The sequence below is a fragment of the Bradyrhizobium sp. 45 genome, assembly GCF_023073155.1.
In the GTDB taxonomy this organism is placed as follows: Bacteria; Pseudomonadota; Alphaproteobacteria; order Rhizobiales; family Xanthobacteraceae; genus Bradyrhizobium; species Bradyrhizobium canariense_D.
This window is the reverse complement of record NZ_JADPIX010000122.1, coordinates 42880-65302: the sequence shown is the minus strand read 5'-3', so window position 1 is coordinate 65302 and position 22423 is coordinate 42880. Positions and strand designations below refer to the sequence as shown.

The 22423-nt window shown below is 63.7% G+C and carries 22 protein-coding genes; 12 read left to right on the top strand and 10 right to left on the bottom strand.

Features of this window, described 5'->3' with window-relative positions; translation table 11 throughout:
- Nucleotides 1–56: 56 nt before the first annotated feature.
- From IVB42_RS20525 to IVB42_RS20495, 7 genes are all read right to left on the bottom strand, one after another.
- Nucleotides 57–752, bottom strand: coding sequence for an ABC transporter ATP-binding protein (locus tag IVB42_RS20525; RefSeq protein WP_247398806.1), 696 nt, complete (start codon nucleotides 750–752; stop codon nucleotides 57–59).
- Complete coding sequence (locus IVB42_RS20520) at nucleotides 745–1479, bottom strand: ABC transporter ATP-binding protein (RefSeq protein ID WP_018452918.1); 735 nt, start codon at nucleotides 1477–1479, stop codon at nucleotides 745–747. Before IVB42_RS20520 ends, IVB42_RS20525 begins: the two co-directional genes overlap by 8 nt.
- Entirely contained in the window at nucleotides 1466–2572 is a 1107-nt protein-coding gene (locus IVB42_RS20515; protein WP_018452917.1) for a branched-chain amino acid ABC transporter permease, read from the bottom strand. The genes IVB42_RS20520 and IVB42_RS20515 overlap by 14 nt, the downstream gene beginning before the upstream one ends.
- A 6-nt stretch (nucleotides 2573–2578) precedes the next feature.
- Nucleotides 2579–3796 (bottom strand): substrate-binding protein, encoded by a 1218-nt coding sequence (locus IVB42_RS20510; RefSeq protein WP_018452916.1) that lies wholly within the window; start codon nucleotides 3794–3796, stop codon nucleotides 2579–2581.
- A gap of 4 nt (nucleotides 3797–3800) precedes the next feature.
- Nucleotides 3801–4658: a branched-chain amino acid ABC transporter permease gene (locus tag IVB42_RS20505; protein WP_018452915.1), complete on the bottom strand. Its 858-nt coding sequence runs from the start codon at nucleotides 4656–4658 to the stop codon at nucleotides 3801–3803.
- Between the two features lie 108 nt (nucleotides 4659–4766).
- On the bottom strand, nucleotides 4767–6281 hold the full coding sequence (locus IVB42_RS20500) for an amidase (protein ID WP_026232420.1): 1515 nt from the start codon (nucleotides 6279–6281) through the stop codon (nucleotides 4767–4769).
- Nucleotides 6282–6454: 173 nt separating this feature from the next.
- The gene (locus tag IVB42_RS20495) at nucleotides 6455–7642 is read right to left on the bottom strand and encodes a substrate-binding domain-containing protein (protein WP_085384113.1); all 1188 of its coding nucleotides are present in this window, start codon (nucleotides 7640–7642) and stop codon (nucleotides 6455–6457) included.
- A 178-nt stretch (nucleotides 7643–7820) separates the two neighbouring features.
- On the opposite strand from IVB42_RS20495, the gene IVB42_RS20490 reads away from it, so the two are divergent.
- Nucleotides 7821–8255: a MarR family transcriptional regulator gene (locus IVB42_RS20490; RefSeq protein ID WP_007599198.1), complete on the top strand. Its 435-nt coding sequence runs from the start codon at nucleotides 7821–7823 to the stop codon at nucleotides 8253–8255.
- Nucleotides 8256–8475: 220 nt separating this feature from the next.
- Here the strand turns inward: IVB42_RS20490 and secA are convergent, their stop codons facing one another.
- Nucleotides 8476–11316, bottom strand: a complete 2841-nt coding sequence (gene secA / locus IVB42_RS20485; protein ID WP_204512793.1) for a preprotein translocase subunit SecA — start codon at nucleotides 11314–11316, stop codon at nucleotides 8476–8478.
- A 361-nt stretch (nucleotides 11317–11677) separates the two neighbouring features.
- On the opposite strand from secA, the gene IVB42_RS20480 reads away from it, so the two are divergent.
- The 6 genes from IVB42_RS20480 to IVB42_RS20455 all read left to right on the top strand — a co-directional run bounded on the left by IVB42_RS20480 (nucleotide 11678) and on the right by IVB42_RS20455 (nucleotide 17397).
- Complete coding sequence (locus tag IVB42_RS20480; protein WP_247398804.1) at nucleotides 11678–12607, top strand: peptidylprolyl isomerase; 930 nt, start codon at nucleotides 11678–11680, stop codon at nucleotides 12605–12607.
- 102 nt (nucleotides 12608–12709) lie between these two features.
- Nucleotides 12710–13951: a bifunctional glutamate N-acetyltransferase/amino-acid acetyltransferase ArgJ gene (gene argJ, locus IVB42_RS20475; protein ID WP_026232418.1), complete on the top strand. Its 1242-nt coding sequence runs from the start codon at nucleotides 12710–12712 to the stop codon at nucleotides 13949–13951.
- Nucleotides 13952–14247: 296 nt separating this feature from the next.
- Nucleotides 14248–15810, top strand: a complete 1563-nt coding sequence (locus IVB42_RS20470) for a pilus assembly protein TadG-related protein (RefSeq protein ID WP_245288362.1) — start codon at nucleotides 14248–14250, stop codon at nucleotides 15808–15810.
- Between the two features lie 11 nt (nucleotides 15811–15821).
- On the top strand, nucleotides 15822–16382 hold the full coding sequence (locus tag IVB42_RS20465) for a TadE/TadG family type IV pilus assembly protein (protein ID WP_018452907.1): 561 nt from the start codon (nucleotides 15822–15824) through the stop codon (nucleotides 16380–16382).
- 5 nt (nucleotides 16383–16387) lie between these two features.
- Complete coding sequence (locus IVB42_RS20460) at nucleotides 16388–16930, top strand: TadE/TadG family type IV pilus assembly protein (protein WP_245288361.1); 543 nt, start codon at nucleotides 16388–16390, stop codon at nucleotides 16928–16930.
- Nucleotides 16931–16986: 56 nt separating this feature from the next.
- Complete coding sequence (locus IVB42_RS20455) at nucleotides 16987–17397, top strand: (deoxy)nucleoside triphosphate pyrophosphohydrolase (protein ID WP_018452905.1); 411 nt, start codon at nucleotides 16987–16989, stop codon at nucleotides 17395–17397.
- 158 nt (nucleotides 17398–17555) lie between these two features.
- Here the strand turns inward: IVB42_RS20455 and IVB42_RS20450 are convergent, their stop codons facing one another.
- Nucleotides 17556–18425 (bottom strand): methyltransferase domain-containing protein, encoded by an 870-nt coding sequence (locus IVB42_RS20450; RefSeq protein WP_026232416.1) that lies wholly within the window; start codon nucleotides 18423–18425, stop codon nucleotides 17556–17558.
- A 116-nt stretch (nucleotides 18426–18541) separates the two neighbouring features.
- Here IVB42_RS20450 and IVB42_RS20445 point away from each other — a divergent pair, with 116 nt between their 5' ends.
- The 5 genes from IVB42_RS20445 to IVB42_RS20425 all read left to right on the top strand — a co-directional run bounded on the left by IVB42_RS20445 (nucleotide 18542) and on the right by IVB42_RS20425 (nucleotide 21399).
- Entirely contained in the window at nucleotides 18542–18856 is a 315-nt protein-coding gene (locus IVB42_RS20445) for an NIPSNAP family protein (RefSeq protein ID WP_007599187.1), read from the top strand.
- 65 nt (nucleotides 18857–18921) lie between these two features.
- Nucleotides 18922–19719: a ComF family protein gene (locus IVB42_RS20440; RefSeq protein ID WP_026232415.1), complete on the top strand. Its 798-nt coding sequence runs from the start codon at nucleotides 18922–18924 to the stop codon at nucleotides 19717–19719.
- A gap of 47 nt (nucleotides 19720–19766) precedes the next feature.
- Nucleotides 19767–20042 carry a glutaredoxin 3 gene (gene grxC / locus IVB42_RS20435; RefSeq protein ID WP_018452902.1) on the top strand — a complete coding sequence of 92 codons (276 nt, stop codon included), beginning with the start codon at nucleotides 19767–19769 and terminating at the stop codon, nucleotides 20040–20042.
- Nucleotides 20039–20917 carry a carbon-nitrogen hydrolase family protein gene (locus IVB42_RS20430; RefSeq protein ID WP_018452901.1) on the top strand — a complete coding sequence of 293 codons (879 nt, stop codon included), beginning with the start codon at nucleotides 20039–20041 and terminating at the stop codon, nucleotides 20915–20917. The genes grxC and IVB42_RS20430 overlap by 4 nt, the downstream gene beginning before the upstream one ends.
- Nucleotides 20914–21399, top strand: a complete 486-nt coding sequence (locus tag IVB42_RS20425) for a DUF1178 family protein (RefSeq protein WP_018452900.1) — start codon at nucleotides 20914–20916, stop codon at nucleotides 21397–21399. The genes IVB42_RS20430 and IVB42_RS20425 overlap by 4 nt, the downstream gene beginning before the upstream one ends.
- On the opposite strand, the gene IVB42_RS20420 is transcribed toward IVB42_RS20425, so the two are convergent.
- On the bottom strand, nucleotides 21396–22295 hold the full coding sequence (locus IVB42_RS20420) for an EamA family transporter (RefSeq protein ID WP_247398801.1): 900 nt from the start codon (nucleotides 22293–22295) through the stop codon (nucleotides 21396–21398). The two genes, IVB42_RS20425 and IVB42_RS20420, sit on opposite strands and share 4 nt — an antisense overlap.
- Between the last annotated feature and the right edge of the window lie 128 nt (nucleotides 22296–22423).

Sequence of the window (22423 nt, the reverse complement as noted above, 5' to 3'; positions counted from 1 at the left end):
CTTCGCGGGGCATGACAGCCGAGTTCGGTGTGAGAGCGACGCGCTTCACGCGCGCCCTACGGCGCCAGATACCGCAGCAGCTCCGGATTGCCCCTCACCTCGCCCGCTTCGCCTTGCAGCGCGACGCGGCCGCGGTCCAGCACGTAGGCGTAATCGGCGACGCGGAGCGCGAGGTCGAGGTGCTGCTCGACGATGATGACGGCGATGGTTTTCGCAAGCTCGATCAGGCGCTCGGTGATCTCCTCGATTACGCCGATCCAGACGCCTTCGGTCGGCTCGTCGAGCAGAAGAAGTTTTGGATCGCCCAGCATGGCGCGGCCGATGGCGAGCATCTTGCGCTCGCCGCCGGAAAGCGTGCCGGCGGGCTGGTCGAGGCGCTGGCCGAGCTTTGGGAAGATGGTCAGCACGTGCTCGACCGCGTCGGCTTTCCTGCTCGCGAGCGACCCGACCGCGAGATTGTCGCGCACCGACAGGCGCGCGAACACCGAATGCTCCTGCGGCACGTAGCCGATGCCGACGCGCACCCGCTCCTGGGTCGCGCGGCGGCTGATGTCGCGGCCATCGAAGGCGACCTCGCCCTTCCACGCCGGCAGTTCGCCGACGATGGTCTTCATCAGCGTGGTCTTGCCGGCGCCGTTGCGGCCCAGCACGGCGACACCGCCGCGCCAGGGAATGCCGAGGTTGACGTCGAACAGGACCTGGCTGCGACCATAGCCGGCGTCGAGATGCTTGATATCCAAAAATTCAGGCACGGCGCAAATAAATCTCCTGGACGGCCTTGTTGGCCTGGATCTCCGACACCGTGCCGGACGCCAGCACCTTGCCCTGGTCGAGCACGGTGAGACGATCGCAGATGTCGCGGATGAAATCGAGATCGTGCTCGACGATGACCAGCGAGCAATGCTTTTTGATCGGCTGCAGCAATTCACCGGTGACGCGGCGCTCCTCCAGGCTCATGCCGCCGGTCGGCTCGTCCAGCAGCAGAAGCTTCGGCTTGCAGGCCAGCGCCATCGCGATCTCCAGCCATTGCTGCTGGCCGTGCGACAGCGCCGCCGCCGCGTCGAAAGCGCGGTTGGCGAGGCGAAATTGCGTCAGCATGGTCATGACCTGATCGTGCAAGAGCCCGCGCGTGCGCGAGAACACGAGATCGAACAGCGAGGATTGCGCCTGCAGCGCGAGCAGAATGTTGTCGTAGAGCGTCAGCGTCGGCAGCACGGATGTGATCTGAAATTTCAAGCTCATACCGGCGCGGGCACGCTCGGTCGGCGTGAACGCGGTGATATCGGCGTTGACGAAGGAGACCTTGCCCTGTGTCGGCACCTCGGCGCCGGCGATGCACTTCATCAGCGTGCTCTTGCCGGAGCCGTTCGGGCCGATCAGGCCGTGAAACTCGTTCTCGCCGACGGTCAGCGCGGCGCCGTCGAGCGCGGTGAGCTTCCCGAAGATCTTCTTGACGCCGCTGGCTTCAAGGAGCGGCATCGCGCTTCTCCTTCCCGGTCTTCCTGGATTTGCCACCAAAGCTGCCGACCCGCTCGCGCTCGCCGAGCACGAAGCTGATCAGGCCGAGCGGCCGGAACAGAATCACCAGCAGGAGCAGCACGCCAAGGATGATCGGCCAGACCTCGCGGTAATTGTCCGAGAGCCAGAAGCTGACGCCCTCAACGATGACGGCACCGATGACGGCGCCGATCAGCGTGCCGGAGCCGCCGAACAGCACATAGAGCACCACTTGCGTCGAGACCACGACGCCGACCATGTTGGGCCAGACGAAACCTTCGTGGAAGGCATAGAGGCTGCCGGCGAGGCCGGCCACTGCGCCTCCGATCGCAAAAATGATCGCCTTCAGATGCTGCGCCTTGTAGCCGAAAAAGGCGATGCGCTGCTCGTTCTCGCGCAATCCCGCGAGCGCCAACCCGAACTGCGAGCGCACCAGAAAGCGGCAGAGGAGATAGACCACGACGAGCAGGCCAAGCACGAGATAATAGAACGGCGGCCCTTCCGAGAACTCGTAACTGCCGAGCGTCATCGAGGAGATCGAGGGGATGCCGTTCTGGCCACCGAGATAGTACCAGCCGCGCGCAAGCCGATCGGCGGCGTAGGATCCGGTCAGCGTGCCCAGCGAGACGAAGATCACGCTGGAGGGATGCCGTCCAAGCAGCAGGAAGCCGCCCAGCAGTAGCGCAAAGGTGAGCCCGATCATGGTGCCCGCGGGCAGCACCAGGAAGATGTTGGTAATGTTGAGATCGCGCGCGAGCAGCGCCACGCCATAGCCGGCCGAGCCGAAAAACAGCGCCTGGCCGAAGCTCATGATGCCGGCATAGCCCCACACCAGGTCGAATGACAGTGCGAACAGCGCGAGGATGATCACGCGCGTCGCGAACACCGTGAGGTAGTCCTGCAGCACCAGCGGGGCGAGCAGCGCCACGACGAGCACGACGCCCTCCACGATCGGCAGGATTTTCCGCACCGAACCGGCTTGCCCTGCTGATCCGTGTTCAACCATGGCAACGTTCTGCTCCCCGCCGATCTCGGCGGGGACTGCCTGCTTCGCTGCGCCCATCGCTTTCGGCATTCGACTCTAGCATTCCTTGGGATCGACGAGTCCGTCGCTGCGTCCGACGATCTCGTAGTTCCCGCCTTTGGCGACAGCGGTGTACATCTTCATCTTGCAGTGGCGCTTGCCCGGCACCATCTCGGCAGGTCCGCCGGGACCTTCGGCGATCTTGGCATGATCGAGCGCAGCGGCGACCGAGTCGCGATCGACCTTGCCGGCTTCCTTGACGGCGGCTTCCCACAGTTTCAGGCCGCGATAGGTGCCGGTGGCGGCGCTGCCGGCAGCGAACAGGAAGTTGCCCGGGAAATCCTTCTCGTAGGCCGCCTGGATTTTTGCGTCGAACGGGTTCTCCTTGGTGAGCACCTTGAAATAATCGAGACAGCTGGCGAGACCCTCGATCTCGGCCGCCTGATTGATGTTGAGCGTGTTCTCGTCATAGTAGACGCAGGCCAGCCGTCCGCCATTCTTGAGAAAGCCGGCCTCGTAGAGCTGCTTGAAGAACGGACCGACGCCGGGCGGGATGACGGTGTTGAAGACGACGTCGACTTTGTTGGAGATGATGCGGTTGACGGTCGAGGAGAAGTCGACCTGGTCAAGCGGATAGTATTCCTCGAACACGACCTCGCCGCCGTTGGCCTCGATCACCTTGCGGGCGTAGACGTTGAGTGTGTGCGGCCAGACATAGTTGGCGCTCGGCAGCGCGAACTTCTTGCCGCCGTTCTTGATCAGCCAGGGAATGAACTCGTCACACTGCTGCGCCGGCGTCGGCCCGGTACAGAACAGATAAGGCGTGCACTCCTTGCCTTCGTAGAGCTGCGGATAGATGTAGAGCGTCTTGCCGCGCGCGACGATCGGGTCCTTGATGGCGTTGCGCATCGACGAGGTGATGCCGCCCAATACCATGTCGACCTTGTCGCGCTGGATCAGCTTGCGGACGTTGCCGACCGCGACGGATTCGTTCGAGGCGGTGTCCTCGACAAAGAGCTCGAGCGGGCGGCCGAGCAGACCGCCGCCGGCGTTGATCTCCTTGATCACCATCTTGGCGACGTTGGCGTCGGCATTGCCGGCGTAGGCAATCGGCCCGGTGAGGTCGGTGGCGATGCCGACCTTGATCGGGGCTTCGGCCGCATTGGCCCAGGGCGCCGGGATCACCCAACTGCCGACGCCGGTTGCGACTGCACCGGAGGCAAAGGCGAGATTCGAAAGGAACCGGCGACGGGAGAGCTGAGAACGATCGGACATGTGACTAAACCCCTTTTCCAGCAATGAGGCCCTGCGGCCGGAATTTGATGAAGACGATGGCGAGAACGAAGACGAGGACATCGGCCACGACGGGCGCCATCACCCAGGGCAGCGCGGCGCTGAGCGTGCCGATGACGCCGGCGCCCGCGACCGGCCCGATGAAGGAGCCGACGCCGCCGACCATGACCGCGACAAAGCCCTGGATCAGGAAGCGCAGGCCGAGATCGGCGAACAGGCTGAACACCGGCACGATCAGTGCGCCGGCAAGGCCAGCAAGCGCCGCGCCGAACGCAAAGGTGGCGCCGTAGATCAGCGGCGTGGAGATTCCGGAGGCGCGGGCCAGCGAAGGATTTTCCAGGGTAGCGCGCACGCGCAGGCCGAAGCTGGTGCGCGCCAGCAGCAGATAGCAGCCGCCCATCACCAGCGCCGTGATGATGATGATGGTGAAGCGCCAGGCCGAGATGTGCATGGCACCGATATCGATCGAGCCGCCGATCGGCTCCGGCACGGTGAGATAGAAGCCGCCGATCAAGCCGCGCACGGATTCGCGGATGATCAGGCCGAGCGCATAGGTGCCGAGCATGGCGACGATGGGGGCTGCGTAGAAGCGTCGGATGATCAGCGCCTCCAGCACGAAGCCGAGCGCGCCGACAATGAATGGTGCGGCGACCATGCCGGCCCAGATCGGCAGGCCATTGGCGTAGGCAAGATAGGTGATGTAGGCCCCGAGCAGGACGAACTCGCCCTGCGCGAAGTTGAAGATGCCCATCATGCTGGCGATGATCCCGAGCCCCAGCACGATCAGGACGATGATCGCACCAAAGCTCAGGATCTCGAACGCCGCGACGAACGCGTTAGCCATGCGCCGGAGCCTTTCCCGTTCCGAAGGAATCGGAACGGGGCTCCGGCTTGATGTCTTGACGCGTCCGAAAACGCTTCCCTGTTACGTCCGTCTGCATGAGTCCCTCGCTCACATCTTCTTCCAGTCGCCGATCTGCTCGAAGGCGTGGGCGGCGCGGTAGATGGTGGATTCCTCGAACATGCGGCCGACCAGCATCAGGCCGACGGGCAGGCCGTCGACCATGCCGCAGGGCAGCGACATCGCCGGATGATGGGTGATGTCGAACGGCGCGGTGTTGGAGATCATCTCCAGCGCACGCGCGACATAGTCTTCGCGGCTGGCCGTGGGCTCCGGCAGCTTCGTCGCCTTCATCGGCGTCGTCGGCAGCAGCAGCAAATCGTAGTCTTTGAAGGCCTTGTCGTAAGCCGCGGTCAGGCGTCGGGAGATGTTGAGAGCCTTGCCGTAATAGCGCGGACCGAAGGTGTTGTTGATGTAGGTGCCGAGCAGCAGGAACAGCTTTGTGGTCTCGGACAGAGAATCCGCCTGCCGCCGCCAGCCGCGATGGAAGTCCATCAGCGTGGTCGAGTAGAGATCGGAGCGGGACAGACCATAGCCGTCGCCATACATCATGGTCTGGGTCATGCCCTCGGTGCCGATCGGCGTCCAGATCGCGGGACCCATGAGATGCATCGGGATCGAAACGGTCTCGACCGTGGCGCCCAAATCCTTGAATCGCTTTGCGGCCTCGCGCACGCTCTCGTTCACGGCGGCTTCGGCCGTCGCCTGCTCAAAGCCTTCCTTGAGGATGCCGATCCTCATGCCCTTGACGCCCTGGCCGAGCGCCTTGGTGTACTCCTCGACCTTGGGCGCCTTGATGCGGGGGTCGTAGCCGTCGTCGCCGGCCAGCACCTCCAGCAGCAGCGCGTTGTCGGCGACGGTCGCCGTCATCGGGCCGGTGTGGTCGACGAACACCTCGATCGGCATGATGCCGGTGTAGGGCACGAGGCCCCAGGTCGGCTTCATGCCATAGGTGCCGCAGAACGAGGACGGCATGCGGATCGAACCGCCCTGGTCGCCGCCGATCGCCATGTCGACTTCGCCGAGCGCGACGACGACGCCGCTGCCTGACGACGAGCCGCCGGCCGAATAGCCCATCTTGTGCGGATTGTGGACGGCGCCGACCGCATTGGTGTGGCTGCCGCCGGACATGCAGAAGGATTCGCAATGGACTTTTCCGGCGATCTCGGCGCCCGCATCGAGCATGCGGGTGACGATGGTGGCGTCGAAATCGGGCACGTAGCCTTCGAGCGTCGCCGAGCCGTTCATCATGGGAACACCGGCGAGCATGATGTTGTCTTTCAGGGCGACCGTCTTGCCCTTGAGCTTGCCACTCGCCGCCCCCTTCACGGTCGACTTGCGATACCAGGCGTTGCGCGGGTTCTCTTCCGGCGAGGGCCGATAGCCCGGCGTGCGCGGATATTTGACCTCCGGCACCTCGTCCGGCATGGCTCCGACGAGATTGTAGGCCTCGATCGAGCCCTGCATCAGACCGCGGAACGAGGCGACATCGTCGTCGGTCAGCGAAAGGCCGCACTGGTCGGCGACACTGCGCAATTGGGCTGGCGTGGGAAGGACAACTGTCACGGCGCTCTCCTCAAAGGCTTCTTGATCCCTGGAATTGGAATCCCTGGCATTGGAGCCTCATTGGCGCGCGTGTGCGGGCGCGCCCATCGGCTCTACCTTGATATTACAGACGGAAATATTTTCCTTTTCAAGTATTATTTTGGATTCGGGCGTTTGCAGATGGGGCGCCGGCGTCAGATCGGTTTGATCAGCTTGAAATCGAGGCCATCCGCGCCGGCGAGATACATTTGCATCCGGGTATGACCGTTCCTGACGGTGACGGGGCCGCGCGCGCCGCCATAGACGATGTTGCGGCCGGCCGCGAGCATGGGCCCCATCGCCAACGTGCCCGCCTTGTTTGCCACGGCCTCAAGGAAGCGCAGTCCCTCATAGCTGGATTGACCGAGCGAGCCGATCGGGGGGCCGTTCGGTCCGAACATCGCGCGATAGCGGCTCTGGAAGTCGTCGTTGGCCCGCGATCCGATGCCCGGGAAATAGCCGGAGGCACAGAACAGATTTTCGCTGTTGTCGGCGCCGATTCCGAGCAGCACGGTCTCGTCCATCGCCCCGGCCAGCCGCAGCGTCGTGGCGCCGAGGCCGCATTCGCCGAACGCGCGATTGAACGTGATGCTGTCGGTGCCGATCAACGAGATCAGGACGACGTCAGGCCTCGCGGCACGGATGCGCTCCAGATGCGGCTCGTGGTTGTCTTCGCCGAGGGGAACGAACTCTTCGCCGACGACATGGCCGCCGGCCTCCTTGATGTAGCGCTTCACCGCGCGGTGCGACTGCCAGGGCCAGACATAATCGCTGCCGATCAGGTACCAGCGCGCCGCCTTCTTGACGTCGGCAAGCCAGTGGATGGAGGGGCGGCTCTGCCAGCGCGGCGTCTCGCCGATCGCCATGACACCCGGCGTCTGCTCGCCGCCCTCGTAGACGGGCGTATAGATGTAGGGGATACGGTGGCGGGTCGTGACCTTGCGCAGCGCCACACGCACCGCGCTGGTATGCAGTCCCACGATGAGGTCGATCTCATCGGAAGCGATCGCCTGCTCGGCGCGGCTCAGAATCCCGTCGAGCGGCCCGCCGGCATCGTAGATCGAAAGCTCGATCTCGCGCCCGAGAATGCCGCCGCGCTTGTTGATCTCGGCGACCGCGAGCTGCGCGCTGCTTGTCGCGCACGGGCCCCAGACACCGGGCGAGCCGGTGCAGCAAATGAAGCCCCCGATGCGGAGCTTGTTGTGTGCGCCGCGGCGCTTCATGAAATGCGCATCAGCCGGCGACAGGTCGAAATCCGCTGCCGCGGGCGACAGATTCCTGAACAGCAAGGACGGCGGTAACGCCGGACCGCCGTGAGCCGGGAAGTTTACCGTCGCGCGCACGCCAACTCCTGTCTGATACCAGACTTGAAAGCTCATTCAGCAGGCGGCCGCGGCACCCGCCCTATTGTTGGGCAATATCCTATTTTGAAAATATTGAATATTCAAGAATTGAAGTGCATATAGATGCAGCATCGATTGCAAGACATTCACTCATTTGGGTCAAGACAAAGTCTTAGCCGTGGCAAAACCGAACACCCCGATCACCGAACACCTCGCGTACCTGCTCGCGCAAGCCAACCGGGAGATCAACCGGCAGCTCGAACTGCGGTTGAGCAAGGAAGGCGTGCCCGTCGAGCAGTGGCGCATTCTGAAAGTCCTGTCGGATGGCAACGGCCATTCGATGGGAGAGCTCGCGGATGCCGTGCTGCTCAACCATCCGACGCTGACCAAGATGATCGATCGCATGGTCTCGGACACGCTGGTCTACCGCGTGCAGGACCCGAACGACCGCCGCAAGGTCCTGATGTTCATCTCCGATCGCGGCAAGGTGCTGAGCAAGAAGCTCAACTCGCTCGCGGTCGACCAGGAAGAGCACATCCTCGAGAGCTACGGCGACAAATCGACGAGCGAATTGAAGCGGCTGCTGGAGAGCTTGATCGACAGCTCGAATTGAGCTGGCGTGTTTAGCAAGCTCTCTCCACACGGTCGTCCCGGCGAAGGAGATGGAGCCGCGCGCCCCATACTCGATGTCATCGCCCGATTTAATCGGGCGATCCAGTATTCCAGAGACTGACGTGATTGAACCGAGAAGCCGTGGCGTACTGGGTCGCCCGGCTAAACCGGGCGACGACAGTGGAATGTGAGGCGCCGACGTCGCACCTCACACCTGATCGCTAAGCGTACCGCCCGTGGCAGTGCTTGTACTTCTTGCCTGAGCCGCAGGGGCAATCCTCGTTGCGGCCGATCTTGCCCCAGCTTGCCGGGTTCTTGGGATCGCGCAACGCCGCGTCGGTGGCCTGCGCTCCGAGCGTGACGCTCGCGAGCGCCATTTCGTCCTCGCCGGTGTTCGGGTCGAACTTGTGCGCTTCCATCGGCGGCAGCACCGGGGCTTCCTGCTCCGGCGGCACGATCTCGACCCGCATCAGCTGCGCCGTGACGGCCTCGCGCAGATGCGCGCTCATCTCCTGGAAGAGGTTGAACGCCTCGGTCTTGTACTCCTGCAGCGGATCGCGCTGGCCGTAGCCGCGCAGGCCGATGACCTGGCGCAGATGGTCGAGCATGATCAGATGCTCGCGCCAGAGATGGTCGAGCGTCTGCAGCAGGATGGTCTTCTCGACGTAACGCATCACGTCGGGACCCCATTGCGCGACCTTTGCGGCCATGTGCTCGTCGGCGCGGGTCTCGATGCGCGTGAGCAGCTCCTCGTCGGCGATGCCCTCTTCCTTGGCCCAGTCCTCGACCGGCAGGTCGAGATCGAGCACGCGCTTGAGCTCTTCCTTCAGGCCCGCGACGTCCCACTGCTCGGCATAGGCATGCTCGGGCACGTGCTTGGCGACGAGGTCGTCGATGAAGGCGTGGCGCATGTCGGCGACGGTCTCGGCGACGCTGTCGTCCTTCATCAGGTCGACGCGCTGGTCGAAGATCACCTTGCGCTGGTCGTTCTGGACGTTGTCGAACTTGAGCAAATTCTTGCGGATATCGAAGTTGCGCGCCTCGACCTTCTGCTGCGCCTTTTCGAGCGCCTTGTTGATCCAGGGATGGATGATGGCCTCGCCCTCCTGCAGGCCGAGACGCTGCAACATGCTGTCGAGGCGATCCGAGCCGAAGATGCGCATCAGATCGTCTTCCAGCGACAGGAAGAATTTCGAGCGGCCGGGATCGCCCTGACGGCCGGAGCGGCCGCGGAGCTGGTTGTCGATGCGGCGGGATTCGTGGCGCTCGGAGCCCATGATGTAGAGGCCGCCGGGCTTCTTCACGGTCTTGGCGGGCTTCGAACCCTTCGCGGGCTCGATCTCGACCTCTTCCTCGGCCTTCAGCACGATGTCGCGGAAGTGCTCGATGTCGGCCTTGATCTGCTCGATCTTCAAGGCCTTCTCGGCTTCGTCCTCGATCGAAGCGGCCTCCTGCTGGATGCGCATTTCCAGCGAGCCGCCGAGCTTGATGTCGGTGCCGCGGCCGGCCATGTTGGTCGCGATCGTGATCGCGCCGGGGACGCCGGCTTCCGCGACGATGTAGGCTTCCTGCTCGTGGAAGCGCGCGTTGAGCACCGCGAACAGCTTTGCCGGTTTGCCGGCGCGGGCCGCCGCGTACAGCTTCTGCATCGAATTTTCGTTACCGAAATCGATCTGCCGATAGCCGTGCTTCTTGAGATATTCGGCGATCACTTCCGATTTTTCGATCGAGGCGGTGCCGACCAGCACCGGCTGCAGCCGCGCATTGGCGCGCTCGATCTCGGCCAGAATCGCGGCGTATTTCTCGTTCTGGGTGCGATAGACCTCGTCGTCTTCGTCGAGACGGGCGACCGGCAAATTGGTCGGGATCTCCACGACCTCGAGCTTGTAGATGTCGAACAATTCGTCGGCTTCGGTCAGCGCCGTGCCGGTCATGCCCGCGAGCTTTTCGTACATCCGGAAATAGTTCTGGAAGGTGATCGAGGCCAGCGTCTGGTTTTCCGGCTGGACCTGCACGTGCTCCTTGGCTTCCAGGGCCTGATGCAGGCCTTCCGAATAGCGGCGGCCCTGCATCATGCGACCGGTGAACTCGTCGATGATGACGACCTCGTCGTCGCGGACGATGTAGTCCTTGTCGCGCGTGAACAGCGTGTGGGCGCGCAGCGCCTGATTGATGTGGTGCACGACGGAAACGTTCTCGACGTCGTAGAGCGATTCACCCTTGAGCTGGCCGGCATCGCGCAGCAGCGTCTCGATCTTCTCCATGCCGGCTTCGGTCAGCGTCACCGTGCGCTGCTTCTCGTCGACGTCGTAGTCGGACTTGTCGAGCTTGGGCAGGAAGCCGTCGATGGTGTTGTAGAAGTCGGAGCGGTCGTCGAGCGGGCCGGAGATGATCAGCGGCGTGCGCGCTTCGTCGATCAGGATGGAGTCGACTTCGTCGACGATCGCGTAGAAGTGCGGCCGCTGGACCATGTCCTCGAGCCGGTACTTCATGTTGTCGCGCAGATAGTCGAAGCCGTATTCGTTGTTGGTGCCGTAGGTGATGTCGCAGGCATAGGCCGTCTTGCGCTCGGAATCGTCGAGGCCGTGCACGATCACGCCGGTGGTCAGGCCGAGGAAGCCGTAGATCTGGCCCATCCAGGCGGAGTCGCGGCGGGCGAGGTAGTCGTTGACCGTGACGACGTGGACGCCCTTGCCGGCGAGCGCGTTGAGGTAGACCGCGAGCGTTGCGACCAGGGTCTTGCCTTCGCCGGTCTTCATCTCGGCGATGTCGCCCTCGTGCAGCACCATGCCGCCGATCAGCTGGACATCGAAATGGCGCTGGCCGAGCGTCCGCTTGGCGGCTTCACGGACCGTGGCGAAAGCGGGGACCAGCAGGTCGTCAAGGGTCTTGCCCTCGGCGAGCTGCTTCCTGAACTCGACGGTGCGGGCCTTGAGGGCCTCGTCGGAGAGTTTCGAGACCTCGGGCTCCAGCGCGTTGATCGCGTTGACGCGGGACTGATATCCCTTCACCCGCCGGTCGTTGGCGGAGCCGAAAAACTTGCGGGCGAGCGCGCCGATCATGCTTAGTTCCTGTGTTCGCGATTCAACCGCGTTCGCGTTGCAGCCAAGAGGTTGTCACCCGCCTGCCTATCAACTCACCGTGACGCCTGCTGGGCGCCAGAGCCCCGTCTGCGGGGGGTCCATCCGCCATATGGGTGGGAGTTGGGCAAGTCTGGGTTCAACGGCCAAAAACGCAGCAAAATAAACGCCATCGCATGGACGCGACCGGGCAGAGATATGGCCCGGTCAGGGCCTTGTCAACGGCGGGTGCATTGCGGCTAATTCATCATTTTGACAGACTTTTCGCGTTGCCAAGGCCCCCTGAATTGGGCGAGTGTCCGCCCCGCTCGAGCAGCCCCCTGCTTCAACAAAAGGATTTTCCATGACCACCTCGTTCCCGGTAACCAGAACCGGCCTGCGCTTCGGCCTCGCCACCGCCCTCGTGGGCTGCCTTGCGCTGGCGCTGATCGCGGGTCCCGGCCGGGCTGCCGACGATCCGGTGCTGGCGAAGGTCAATGGCGCGGAAATCAAGAAGAGCGACGTCGCCATGGCCGAAGAGGAACTCGGGCCGAGCCTCGCCCAGATGGACCCGGCGACCAAGGACGAGAACGTCCTGTCCTTCCTGATCGACATGAAGATCGTCGGCAAGGCCGCCGAGGACAAGAAGCTCGCCGAGGGCGAGGAGTTCAAGAAGCGGCTCGCGTTCGCCCGCAACCGCCTGCTGATGGACAGCCTGCTCGCCGGCGAGGGCAAGGCCGCCACCACCCCGGATGCCATGAAGAAGGTCTATGAGGAGGCCTCCAAGCAGATCACCGGCGAGCAGGAAGTGCACGCCCGCCACATCCTGGTCGAGACCGAGGACGAGGCCAAGGCGGTGAAGGCCGAACTCGACAAGGGCGCCGATTTCGCCGAACTCGCCAAGAAGAAGTCCAAGGATCCGGGCTCGGCCGACGGCGGCGACCTCGGCTTCTTCACCAAGGAGCAGATGGTGCCGGAATTCTCGGCGGTCGCCTTCGCGCTCGAGCCGGGCAAGATCTCCGACCCCGTGAAGTCGCAGTTCGGCTGGCACGTCATCAAGGTCGAGGAAAAGCGCAGCCGCAAGGCGCCGGACTTCGAGCAGGTCAAGGCGCAGATCGAGCAGTATGTCACCCGCAAGGCCCAGGCCGATTACGTCGCCAAGCTGCGCGCGGAAGCCAAGGTCGAGCGGCTCCAGCCGGCGGATGCGGCAAAGGACGCCAAGCCGGCCGATGCGGCCAAGCCGGCTGACGCCAAGCCGTCCGACAGCAAGATGGCGCCCCCGGCGAAGAAGTAAGAATTCGCTGTCACTTCGGTGACGTGAAGAGTATCTAAGCCTTTGTGATGCCCGGCCCCCGCGCCGGGCATCTGCATGTCCAGATCCCACCAAGGCGCCCCGATGTCCTCCTCCGTTTCCCCCCTCGCCCCGAAACACGTTCCCGACATGCCCGTGATCGCGGGGGTCCGTCTCGCGACGGCCGAAGCCGGCATTCGCTACAAGAACCGCACCGACGTGCTGCTGGCGGTGATGGACAAGGGCACCGCGGTCGCAGGCGTCTTCACCAAGTCGAAATGTCCCTCCGCGCCGGTGGAATGGTGCCGCGCCAAGCTGAAAGGCGGCAAGGCCCGCGCGTTGGTGGTCAATTCCGGCAACGCCAATGCCTTCACCGGCAAGACCGGCCGCAGCTCCACGGCACTGACCGCGAAGATCGCGGCCAAGGCCGTCGGATGCACCGAGGGTGAGATCTTCCTGGCCTCGACCGGCGTGATCGGCGAGCCGCTGGATGCGACCAAGTTCGACGGCGTGCTCGGGAGGCTCGCGGAAACCGCCGAGGCCGGCGATTATCTCGCCGCCGCCAAGGCGATCATGACCACCGACACCTTCCCGAAGGTCGCGACCGCGACCGTGAAGCTCGGCAAAGCCAAGGTCACCATCAACGGCATGGCCAAGGGTGCCGGCATGATCGCGCCCGATATGGCGACGATGCTGTCCTTCATCTTCACCGACGCACCGATCGCGCCTGCCGCGCTGCAGGCGCTGCTCAAAAGCGGCGTCGAGGACACCTTCAACGCGGTCACGATCGACGGCGACACCTCGACCTCGGACACGCTGCTGGCCTTTGCCACCGGTGCTGCTGCGGAACACGGCGCGCCGAAGATCAGTCGCGCCACCGACCCGCGCCTGAAAGCCTTCGTCAAGGCCTTCAACCAGGTGCTCGCCAATCTTTCCGAGCAAGTGGCCCGCGACGGCGAAGGCGCGCGCAAGCTGGTCGAGATCACCGTCGAGGGCGCCAAGACCAAGGCCTCGGCGCGCAAGATCGCGATGTCGATCGCGAACTCGCCGCTGGTGAAGACCGCAATCGCCGGCGAGGACGCCAATTGGGGCCGCGTGGTGATGGCGGTCGGCAAGGCCGGCGAGCCGGCTGACCGCGACAAGCTCTCGATCTCCTTCAACGGCATCCGCGTCGCCAGGAGCGGCGCGCGAGATCCGTCCTATGACGAGGCGCAGGTGTCGGAAGCGATGAAGGCGCCGGAGATCGCGATCAAGGTCTCGCTCGGCCTCGGCAAGGGCCGCGACCGCGTACTGACCTGCGACCTCACCAAGGAGTATGTCGCGATCAACGGGGATTACAGGTCGTGAATCTGATGTCCCTCTCTTGGTTCTCCACCGGAGAACGAGGTCCAGCATGCAGCCGGGCGAGGAGCTCGCTTCAATTTCCTGGCTGCCTTTAGCTTTCGTTAATGATGCCGCTCGATCCGGCAGCGTCGGATTTTCGGCCACCCATGTTCGCGACATCGGCGTAAGCTTTACTTAACAGCCCATCTTCAAAGTTCCGCTCTGCCGAGAGGTCGTCAGAGGCCGCCCGGTTGCGCTCCCGGTCCTCGATCCCCGATCGGCCAGAGAAATTGCCTCTGCCGGGACCCACGGCGATTAGGATGAAGATCATGCTTCGGGCTTGGTTGTATCGTTTTGCCAGAAATCGCAAGGCCAACGTCGCCGTGATGTTTGCAATTGTGATGGTTCCGACAATCTTTCTGCTCGGGATGGCGCTGGACTATACGCATACGCAGCACATGAAGGTTGATCTCGACTCTGCCGTCGATGCTGCCGCCGTCGCCGCCGTCACCTCGACGATGATGCAGAAGAGCCCGCAGGTCGCCCAAACCACAGCGAAGAACGTTTTCAACATCACCGCGAATGGCCTGGTCAGCAACAACAACCTGGCCGCACCGCCAACTCTCACGGTCACCGTCAATTGCAGCAAACCCGACTCCACAACGGGCTACTGTACCTACGCTCCCTGCCCCGGCCTGGACTCTGTCTTTGCTGACCCTGTCAACTCAAACAACCAAGTCGTTCGCAACGTCCAGGTTTGCTACACTGCGGCCGCAAACAACGCCTTCCCGAGCGTGCTCAAGCAGGTGAGTTGGCCGTTCGCAGGCCAGGCAGCGACACGCAACCAGGGCGCGCCCAACATCGATTTCTATCTCTTGCTGGACGCCTCGCCTTCCATGGCGATCGGCGCGACCTCGAGCGACATCAAAACGCTGATCGCGAACACGCAAAAGCAGGTCGATTCATCGACCGGGACGAAAGGATGCGGATTCGCATGCCACCAGACTAATCCTGCCGCGGACAATCTGGGCAATCCAGGCGGGATTGATAACTACCAACTTGCTCGCAATCTTGGCCTCACGTTACGGATCGATCGGGTAACGCAAGCGGTCAAATCGCTGATGAATACGGCCTATCAGATATCGAGCATCAACAGAAATACGTATGGGGTTGCGATCTATACCTTCGATACTGCTCTAAACAATTCTCCGACAAGCGGCAGCAGTTCGGCGGTCTTCGCACCTTCCGGAAAACCTGGGGTGGTGCGAACTCCCACGACGCCTGCCACAACGACCAGCTACACGGTAGCGACCATCCAGAGCAAGGCCGACAACATTCAGGTCCTGCCGGTCTACAAGAACAACTGGCTGACATCGTCGAACAATAATAGCGACGCCGACACCAGCATTGCGGGCGGATTAAGCGCTCTCAACAAGATCATGCCGACTCCGGGGAACGGCACCAATGTCGCCAACGATACGCCACAGGAAGTCGTCTTCCTCGTTACCGACGGCCTTGAGGACGTGAACATCACGACCGACCCGTACACGAACTCCTGCAATAAGAAACTCACTGGTAAGCGCTGCCAGCAACCGCTCGACCCCGCGATCTGCACCACCATCAAGAACAGGAAGATCCGTATCGCGGTGATCTACACCGAATACGACGACTCGGCGCTACATACATCCAACGGCTGGTACGATTCATGGATCTACCCCTTCAACAGCACGTCCACCGGCTCGACCAGCCAGATCGAGACAAATCTGCAAGCCTGCGCCTCGTCGCCCGATTTGTACAAAAAGGTGGCGACCGACGACGACATTACGTCCGCGCTCCAGAGCCTGTTCCTGAAGGTCGCGTCCGATCCGCGCCTGACCCAGTAGAGAAAGCAGTCATGACCGCCGCGCACGCCGTGCCCACAACCAAACGCCGCCGCTGGCGCGCGTTCCTTGCCGACCGGAACGGCGCAACCGCGGTCGAGTTCGCGCTGATCGGTCCGGCATTCATCGCTTTGTTGCTCGGAATCATCCAGACCTTCCTTGTTTTCTTTGCCCAGCAGCTCCTGGAGCAAGTGGTGAACCAATCGAGCCGGGCGATCCTGACGGGGCAGGCGCAGGCCGCGAGCATGACCCAAGCCCAGTTTGCCACTGCAGTCTGCTCCAACGTTGTGATCTTGTTCGACTGCAGCAAGATGATGATCGACGTCCAAGTAGCCGGATCATGGTCTTCGGCGAACACTGGCGCGCCAGCCCTGACGTTTGACGGCAGCGGCAACGTGACGAACGTCTGGAAATTCAACCCCGGCAATCAGGGCGACATCGTTGTCGTGCGGGTGATGTATCAATGGCCGGTTTTCCTAGGTCCGCTCGGCTTCAATCTGGCGAACCAGTCGAATGGCAAACGCCTGATCATGTCATCCACGGCTTTCATGAACGAGGCCTTTGTCAACTCATGAGCCGGATGCTTCATTACGTGCGAAACTTGTGGGCCGACACGCGCGCGGTGGCCGCGGTGGAATTCGCGATTGTGGTGCCGTTCATGCTGCTGCTCTATGTGGGCGGCGTCGAACTCGGGAACGGGCTCGCCATCAGCGTCAAGGTCAGCGAAACCGCCCACACGGTCGCGGACCTGGTGTCACGAAACGCGTGCGTCACCGATGCATCGCTAAGCACCATGCTTGGAGCATCGGCGGTGACGATCGCTCCCTATGCCTCAGCGAATACGACGGTAGTCGTGTCGGAAGTATCCACGGACGCCAGCGGCAAAGCGACGGTGACCTGGAGCAAAGCACTCAACGGCACCGCGCGGCCAGTAGCTCAGCAGGTGATTTTGCCAGCGGCCCTCGGCACGCCCTCACCTTCCAACACATCGTTGATACTCGGCGAGGTGACGTATCAATACACGCCCAACCTTGGCTATGCGATCACCGGGACTATCCCGATCGGCGAGAACTATTACCTGTTTCCACGCGTTTCCTCCGCCGTACAGTATCCATGCAGCTGAAATATCGCCGGCCGAGCCGGTAGAACCGCACGGCGATTGCGGCTAATGAAAGCGGCATGGCTGATCTCAAACTGACGCTCGTGGTGGCTTGCGCGCTGGTCGACGCCGACAAGCGCGTCCTGATCGCGCAGCGCCCCGAGGGCAAGACGCTGGCCGGCCTTTGGGAATTTCCCGGCGGCAAGTGCGAGCCCAGCGAGCGGCCGGAACAGAGCCTGATCCGCGAACTCCACGAGGAGCTCGGCATCACCGTCGCCGAACCCTGTCTGGCGCCGCTGACGTTCGCGAGCTACGGCTACGAGACCTTCCACCTCCTGATGCCGCTCTTCATTTGCCGGCGCTGGGAGGGACAGGTCACGCCGCGCGAAGGCCAGGCCCTGGCCTGGGTTCGCGCCAACAAGCTGCGCGACTATCCCATGCCGCCCGCGGACATTCCGCTGATCCCGCATTTGATTGATTTGTTGATGTGAATTCGAAGCGGGCACCACACTCTCGGCGTCATGCCCGGGCTTGTCCCGGGCATCCACGATCTTCGTGCTGAACCGAGAGGCGTGGATGGCCGGGACATAGGCGAGCGGAAGCGACGCCGTCCCTCGGACGGCATGCCGGCCATGACGGCGGAAAGAGCTTACGTCCCTCCGGCCTTCTTCACCGCTTCCGCCAGGCTCGCCTTCGCTGATCCAGGCTTGAGCGGCTGCTGCTGGCTCGCATGCGGCGCCCAGCCGGAAAGCCAGATGATGTCGAATGTCGCACGGATGCGGCCGTCGGCGTCGGCAAAGCGTTCCGCGTAGATTTCAGCCATCCGCAGCAGCGTCGATCGCCGGCTGGGCGTGCGTCGCCGCTCGATCAGCACATTGGCGGCGCCCATGCGCCTGATATCCTGCATCAGCGCGAACGCGTTGGCGTAGCGCACCACGACGCGGTCGACATCGGTGACCGGCAGCGCAAACCCCGCCCGCTGCAACAGCGCGCCAACGTCGCGCAGATCGGCGAACGGTGCGACTCGCGGCGATACGCCGCCCTCGCATTCGGCCTCGGCGGCGGCAAAGGCCTGGCGCAGCTCGGTCAGGCTGTCGCCGCCGATCATCGCCGCCAGCAGCAGCCCGTCCGGCCTCAGCGCGCGACGGATCTGCGCGAGCACACCCGGCAGATCGTTGGCGAATTGCAGCGCCAGCGCCGAGACCACGAGATCGAGGCTCTCCGGTGCAAAGGGTAGCTTCTCCGCACCCGACGCATCGAGCTCAATGCGCTCGATCGAGGGCAGTCGCGCGCGCAGCACCGCGAGACCCTCGCCGGGCGTCCAGAGATCGGCCGCCGTGTGAAACTCCCGCATTACCGCGGCAAGCCGGTCGGAGATGTCCTCGGCGACCCGATCCAGCAGGAAGCTCGCGGCACCTTGCGCCTGCGCGCGGCGCTGTCGCGCGCGCAGCAAAGCACGATCGAACAAAGCGGGCGGGGTTTGTGGGTCTTGAGCCATGCCGCTGGTTACGCCGATCATGCTGGTTCTGGCAATCCACTGCGCGCGGCGCTAGCCTTGCCTCATGGAGCCGACACCGGCCCCCGTGTTCCAAACTAGCAATCCGCACCAGGCCCGCGGCGCCGGAGCGTCAAACGATGATCACCTGTTATCTGCGATACGAGATCCCCCCGGACAAGCTCGCCGAATTCGAAGCCTATGGCAGGATGTGGCTGGAACTAGTGCCAAGATTCGGCGGCATCCACCACGGGTACTTCCTGCCATCGGAAGGCGCCAGCGACGTCGCCCTCGCGATGTTCAGCTTCCCGAGCTTCGCGGCGTACGAACAATATCGGAAGGACAGCGCCGAAGATCCGGACGTCCAGAAAGCGATCGAGTTCGCAAGGCAAACGCGCTGCTTTCGCCGTTATGAGCGATCGTTCTTCCGGCCCGTGCTGCCGAAAGAGCCGTAGGCCGGGCGCGGACGAGAACAGCCCATTGACTTGAGCGTGGCGCAGGACGGCGCTAGCCTTGCCCAATGGACGCCGAGGCATCACCACCACGCTCCATTTCCAGCCATTTGCGCGGCGCGCTTCAGGCCTGCCGAGGTGTGATGGCGCATCTGCCAAGGCTTGCACTCGACATCGCGCTGCCGACGCTGTGCGTGTCCTGCCGCGAGCCGGTCGACGGCGAGGGCGTGTGCGCGGCGTGCTGGGCGCGGCTGTCGTTCATCGAACGGCCCTACTGCCCGCGGCTCGGCATTCCTTTTGTGTACGATCCCGGGCCCGACATGCTGTCGATGGAGGCGATCGCGAGCCCGCCGGCCTACCAGCGGGCGCGCGCCGCGGTGCGTTATGACGACGTCGCGCGCACCCTGGTGCATGCGCTGAAATACCAGGATCGCACGGATTTGGCGCCCGCCATGGGCCGCTGGATGGCGCGCGCGGGCGGCGAACTGCTCGCCGAGGCTGACATGCTGGTGCCCGTTCCCCTGCATTGGCGAAGGGCCTGGCGCCGCCGTTACAACCAGTCCGGGGCGCTGGCGCGGATCATCGAGCGGCAGAGCGGAGTGAAAGTGAAGGCTGAGGTGCTGCGCCGGGTACGCGCGACCGAGCAGCAGATCGGCCTGTCGCGGGCCCAGCGCGCCACCAATGTGCAGGGCGCATTCCAGGTATCCCCCGACCGCCAGGCGGACGTCCAGGGTCGGCGCATTGTCCTCATCGACGACGTCCTGACGTCGGGCGCGACGCTGGATGCGTGTGCGCGGGCCCTGCTCCGGGCCAAAGCGGCGCAAGTGGACGTGCTGGTGTTTGCCCGGGTTGTCGAGAGCCGGTGAAGTCCCATATAATTCAATGAATTCATGACATGAGAGCGCCAGACAAGATGACCGCTGCTGTCGAGATCTACACGAGGCCGGGCTGCGGCTATTGTTCCGCCGCCAAGTCGCTGCTGACCCGCAAGAAGGCGACGTTCACGGAGTTCGATATCGCCAAGAACCCGTCCTGGCGCCAGGAGATGTACGATCGCGCCGGCGAGGGCTCGACCTTCCCTCAGATCTGGATCGGCGGAGCCCATGTCGGGGGCTGCGACGAGCTCTACGCGCTCGATCGCGAAGGCAAGCTCGACGGCATGCTCGAAAGCGTCAAGGCGGAGTCATGAGCGACAACAGGACCTTCACGGCGGCTATGGTGCAGATGCGCACCGGCCTGATGCCCGAGCCCAGCCTCGCGCAGGCCACCAGGCTGATCCGCCAGGCTGTAGCCAATGGCGCCGACTACGTGCAGACGCCCGAAGTCAGCAACATGATGCAGCTCAACCGCAAGGCCCTGTTCGAGCACCTCCAGAGCCAAGACGACGACAGCTCGCTGAGGGCGTACCGGGCGCTCGCGGCGGAACTGAAGATCCACATCCATGTCGGCTCGCTGGCGCTGCGCTTTTCGGACGAGAAAGCGGTCAACCGCTCGTTCCTGATCGGGCCCGAGGGCAATGTGCTCGCGAGCTACGACAAGATCCACATGTTCGATATCGAGCTGCCTGACGGCGAGAGCTATCGCGAATCCGCCAATTACCAGCCGGGCGAGACGGCCGTGATCTCCGACCTGCCCTGGGGCCGCGTCGGCCTGACGATCTGTTATGACGTGCGCTTCCCCGCGCTCTACCGCGCGCTGGCCGAAAGCGGCGCGTACTTCATCACGGTGCCCTCGGCCTTTACCCGCAAGACCGGCGAGGCGCATTGGCACGTGCTGTTGCGTGCGCGCGCGATCGAGACCGGTTGCTTCATCTTCGCCGCGGCACAGGCAGGCCTGCACGAGAACAAGCGCGAGACTTATGGCCATTCGCTGATCATCGATCCCTGGGGCGAGATCCTCGCCGAAGGCGATGTCGAGCCCGGCATCATCATGGCAAAAATCGATCCGGCCAAGGTCGAGACCGCGCGCCGCGCGATACCCTCACTCCAGCACGGCCGCCGCTTCGGCGTCGCCGACCCCAAGGCGGGGCCGGATCATCTGCACCTGGTGCGGGGATCGGCATGATCCGCTACGCGCTCCGCTGCGACCGGAGCCACGACTTCGAGAGTTGGTTCCAGAGCTCGGCCGCGTACGACCAGCAGGTGAAGCGCAAGCTCGTGACCTGTCCGATTTGCGGCTCGGCCAAGGTCGACAAGGCGATCATGGCGCCGCGCATCGTCGGCAAGAAGGGCCGCGGACGCGCCACGCCCCCGCCTGAGCCCACCGCCACGATGACCGCGCCCGAAGCTGCGCAATCCGCACCGACCTCGCTGCTGATGGCGCAGGAGCGCGAGCTGCGCGCCAAGCTCAAAGAGCTGCGCGATCACATCGTGAAGAACGCCGACAATGTCGGCGAGCGATTCGCCACCGAAGCCCGCGCGATGCATTACGGCGACAAGGAGCACCGTCCGATCTATGGCGAGGCCTCGCCCGACGAGGCCAAGTCGCTGATCGACGAAGGCATCGAGGTGTCGCCGCTGCCGACGCTGCCGGAAGATCGGAATTAGACTCCCACCAACACCGCCACGCCGACCACGATCAGCACGATGCCAATAATCTCGCGCGGCGCGATCGGCTGCTTGAACGAATAGTACGCCACGCCTTGCGCGAACAGCACCTCGATCAAAGCGAGGGTGCGGACATTGGCGGCGGCCGTCAGCGCGAACGCCAGGAACCAGAACTGCGAGGCGAAGGCGCCCATGAAGCCGGCGAGCAGCGATGGCTTCCAAAGCCTCAGGATCGACTGAAGCACTTTTGGCGCCCGCCAGAGCAGATAGACCGTCAGGATCAGCGTCTGCACGAACAGGCCGAGCACCAGCGTGAACGATGCCGCAGTCACGAACGAGACATCAGGCACGTTGATGATGGCGCCGCGGAAGCCGACCGCAGAGAGCGCGAAGGCCGCGGCCGCGACGAGGCCGGTGATGGTCGGCTTCAATTCGGCAAAGCTCTTCTCGCCGCCGGGCCGCAGCGCGGTGATGACGACGCCGATTGTCGCGATCACGATCGCAAGCACCTTCAGCCATGTCAGATGATCGCCGAGGAAGACGAAGCCGAAGATGGCGGTCTGGATCGCCTCGGTTTTCAAATAGGCCGTCGTCACCACGAAGGAGCGGTCGTTCATGGCGAGCAGCATCAGGCCGGTCGCGACGATCTGGCTGAGCGCGCCGAGCAGGAGCCACGGCCAGAACACACCGGGCGGCATATCGAGATGATCGCCGGTGGCGACCAGCACCACCGCCAGGAAAAGCAGCGAGAACGGAAAGCCGAACAGGAAGCGGATATTGGTTGCGCCCCAGGTCCCCAGCGGCTTCGTCAGCGACCGCTGCATCGCATTGCGCCCGACCTGGCCGAGCGCGGCAATGACGGTGAAGGGAATCCAGAGGCTGGCGATGGTCAACATGGGTGGGACTGCGCTGGGAGCGAGAGGACGTTGAGTCAACGTGCCGCTCGCGCTCAAGCAGGTCAATCACGCGGATGTCATGGGTGCGATGCTTGCCTGACGAATTCGGTGTCGTCCTGGACAAGCGA

Coding starts and splice junctions, on each gene's coding strand:
- IVB42_RS20520 (WP_018452918.1), bottom strand. CDS start 1,479: ATGCCGCTCCTTGAAGCCAGCGGCGTCAAGAAGATCTTCGGGAAGCTC.
- IVB42_RS20425 (WP_018452900.1), top strand. CDS start 20,914: ATGATCCGCTACGCGCTCCGCTGCGACCGGAGCCACGACTTCGAGAGT.
- IVB42_RS20465 (WP_018452907.1), top strand. CDS start 15,822: ATGACCGCCGCGCACGCCGTGCCCACAACCAAACGCCGCCGCTGGCGC.
- IVB42_RS20480 (WP_247398804.1), top strand. CDS start 11,678: ATGACCACCTCGTTCCCGGTAACCAGAACCGGCCTGCGCTTCGGCCTC.
- IVB42_RS20420 (WP_247398801.1), bottom strand. CDS start 22,295: ATGTTGACCATCGCCAGCCTCTGGATTCCCTTCACCGTCATTGCCGCG.
- IVB42_RS20430 (WP_018452901.1), top strand. CDS start 20,039: ATGAGCGACAACAGGACCTTCACGGCGGCTATGGTGCAGATGCGCACC.
- IVB42_RS20470 (WP_245288362.1), top strand. CDS start 14,248: ATGAAGATCATGCTTCGGGCTTGGTTGTATCGTTTTGCCAGAAATCGC.
- IVB42_RS20445 (WP_007599187.1), top strand. CDS start 18,542: ATGATCACCTGTTATCTGCGATACGAGATCCCCCCGGACAAGCTCGCC.
- IVB42_RS20460 (WP_245288361.1), top strand. CDS start 16,388: ATGCTTCATTACGTGCGAAACTTGTGGGCCGACACGCGCGCGGTGGCC.
- argJ (WP_026232418.1), top strand. CDS start 12,710: ATGTCCTCCTCCGTTTCCCCCCTCGCCCCGAAACACGTTCCCGACATG.
- IVB42_RS20515 (WP_018452917.1), bottom strand. CDS start 2,572: ATGCCGAAAGCGATGGGCGCAGCGAAGCAGGCAGTCCCCGCCGAGATC.
- secA (WP_204512793.1), bottom strand. CDS start 11,316: ATGATCGGCGCGCTCGCCCGCAAGTTTTTCGGCTCCGCCAACGACCGG.
- IVB42_RS20510 (WP_018452916.1), bottom strand. CDS start 3,796: ATGTCCGATCGTTCTCAGCTCTCCCGTCGCCGGTTCCTTTCGAATCTC.
- IVB42_RS20455 (WP_018452905.1), top strand. CDS start 16,987: ATGGCTGATCTCAAACTGACGCTCGTGGTGGCTTGCGCGCTGGTCGAC.
- grxC (WP_018452902.1), top strand. CDS start 19,767: ATGACCGCTGCTGTCGAGATCTACACGAGGCCGGGCTGCGGCTATTGT.
- IVB42_RS20505 (WP_018452915.1), bottom strand. CDS start 4,658: ATGGCTAACGCGTTCGTCGCGGCGTTCGAGATCCTGAGCTTTGGTGCG.
- IVB42_RS20450 (WP_026232416.1), bottom strand. CDS start 18,425: ATGATCGGCGTAACCAGCGGCATGGCTCAAGACCCACAAACCCCGCCC.
- IVB42_RS20440 (WP_026232415.1), top strand. CDS start 18,922: ATGGACGCCGAGGCATCACCACCACGCTCCATTTCCAGCCATTTGCGC.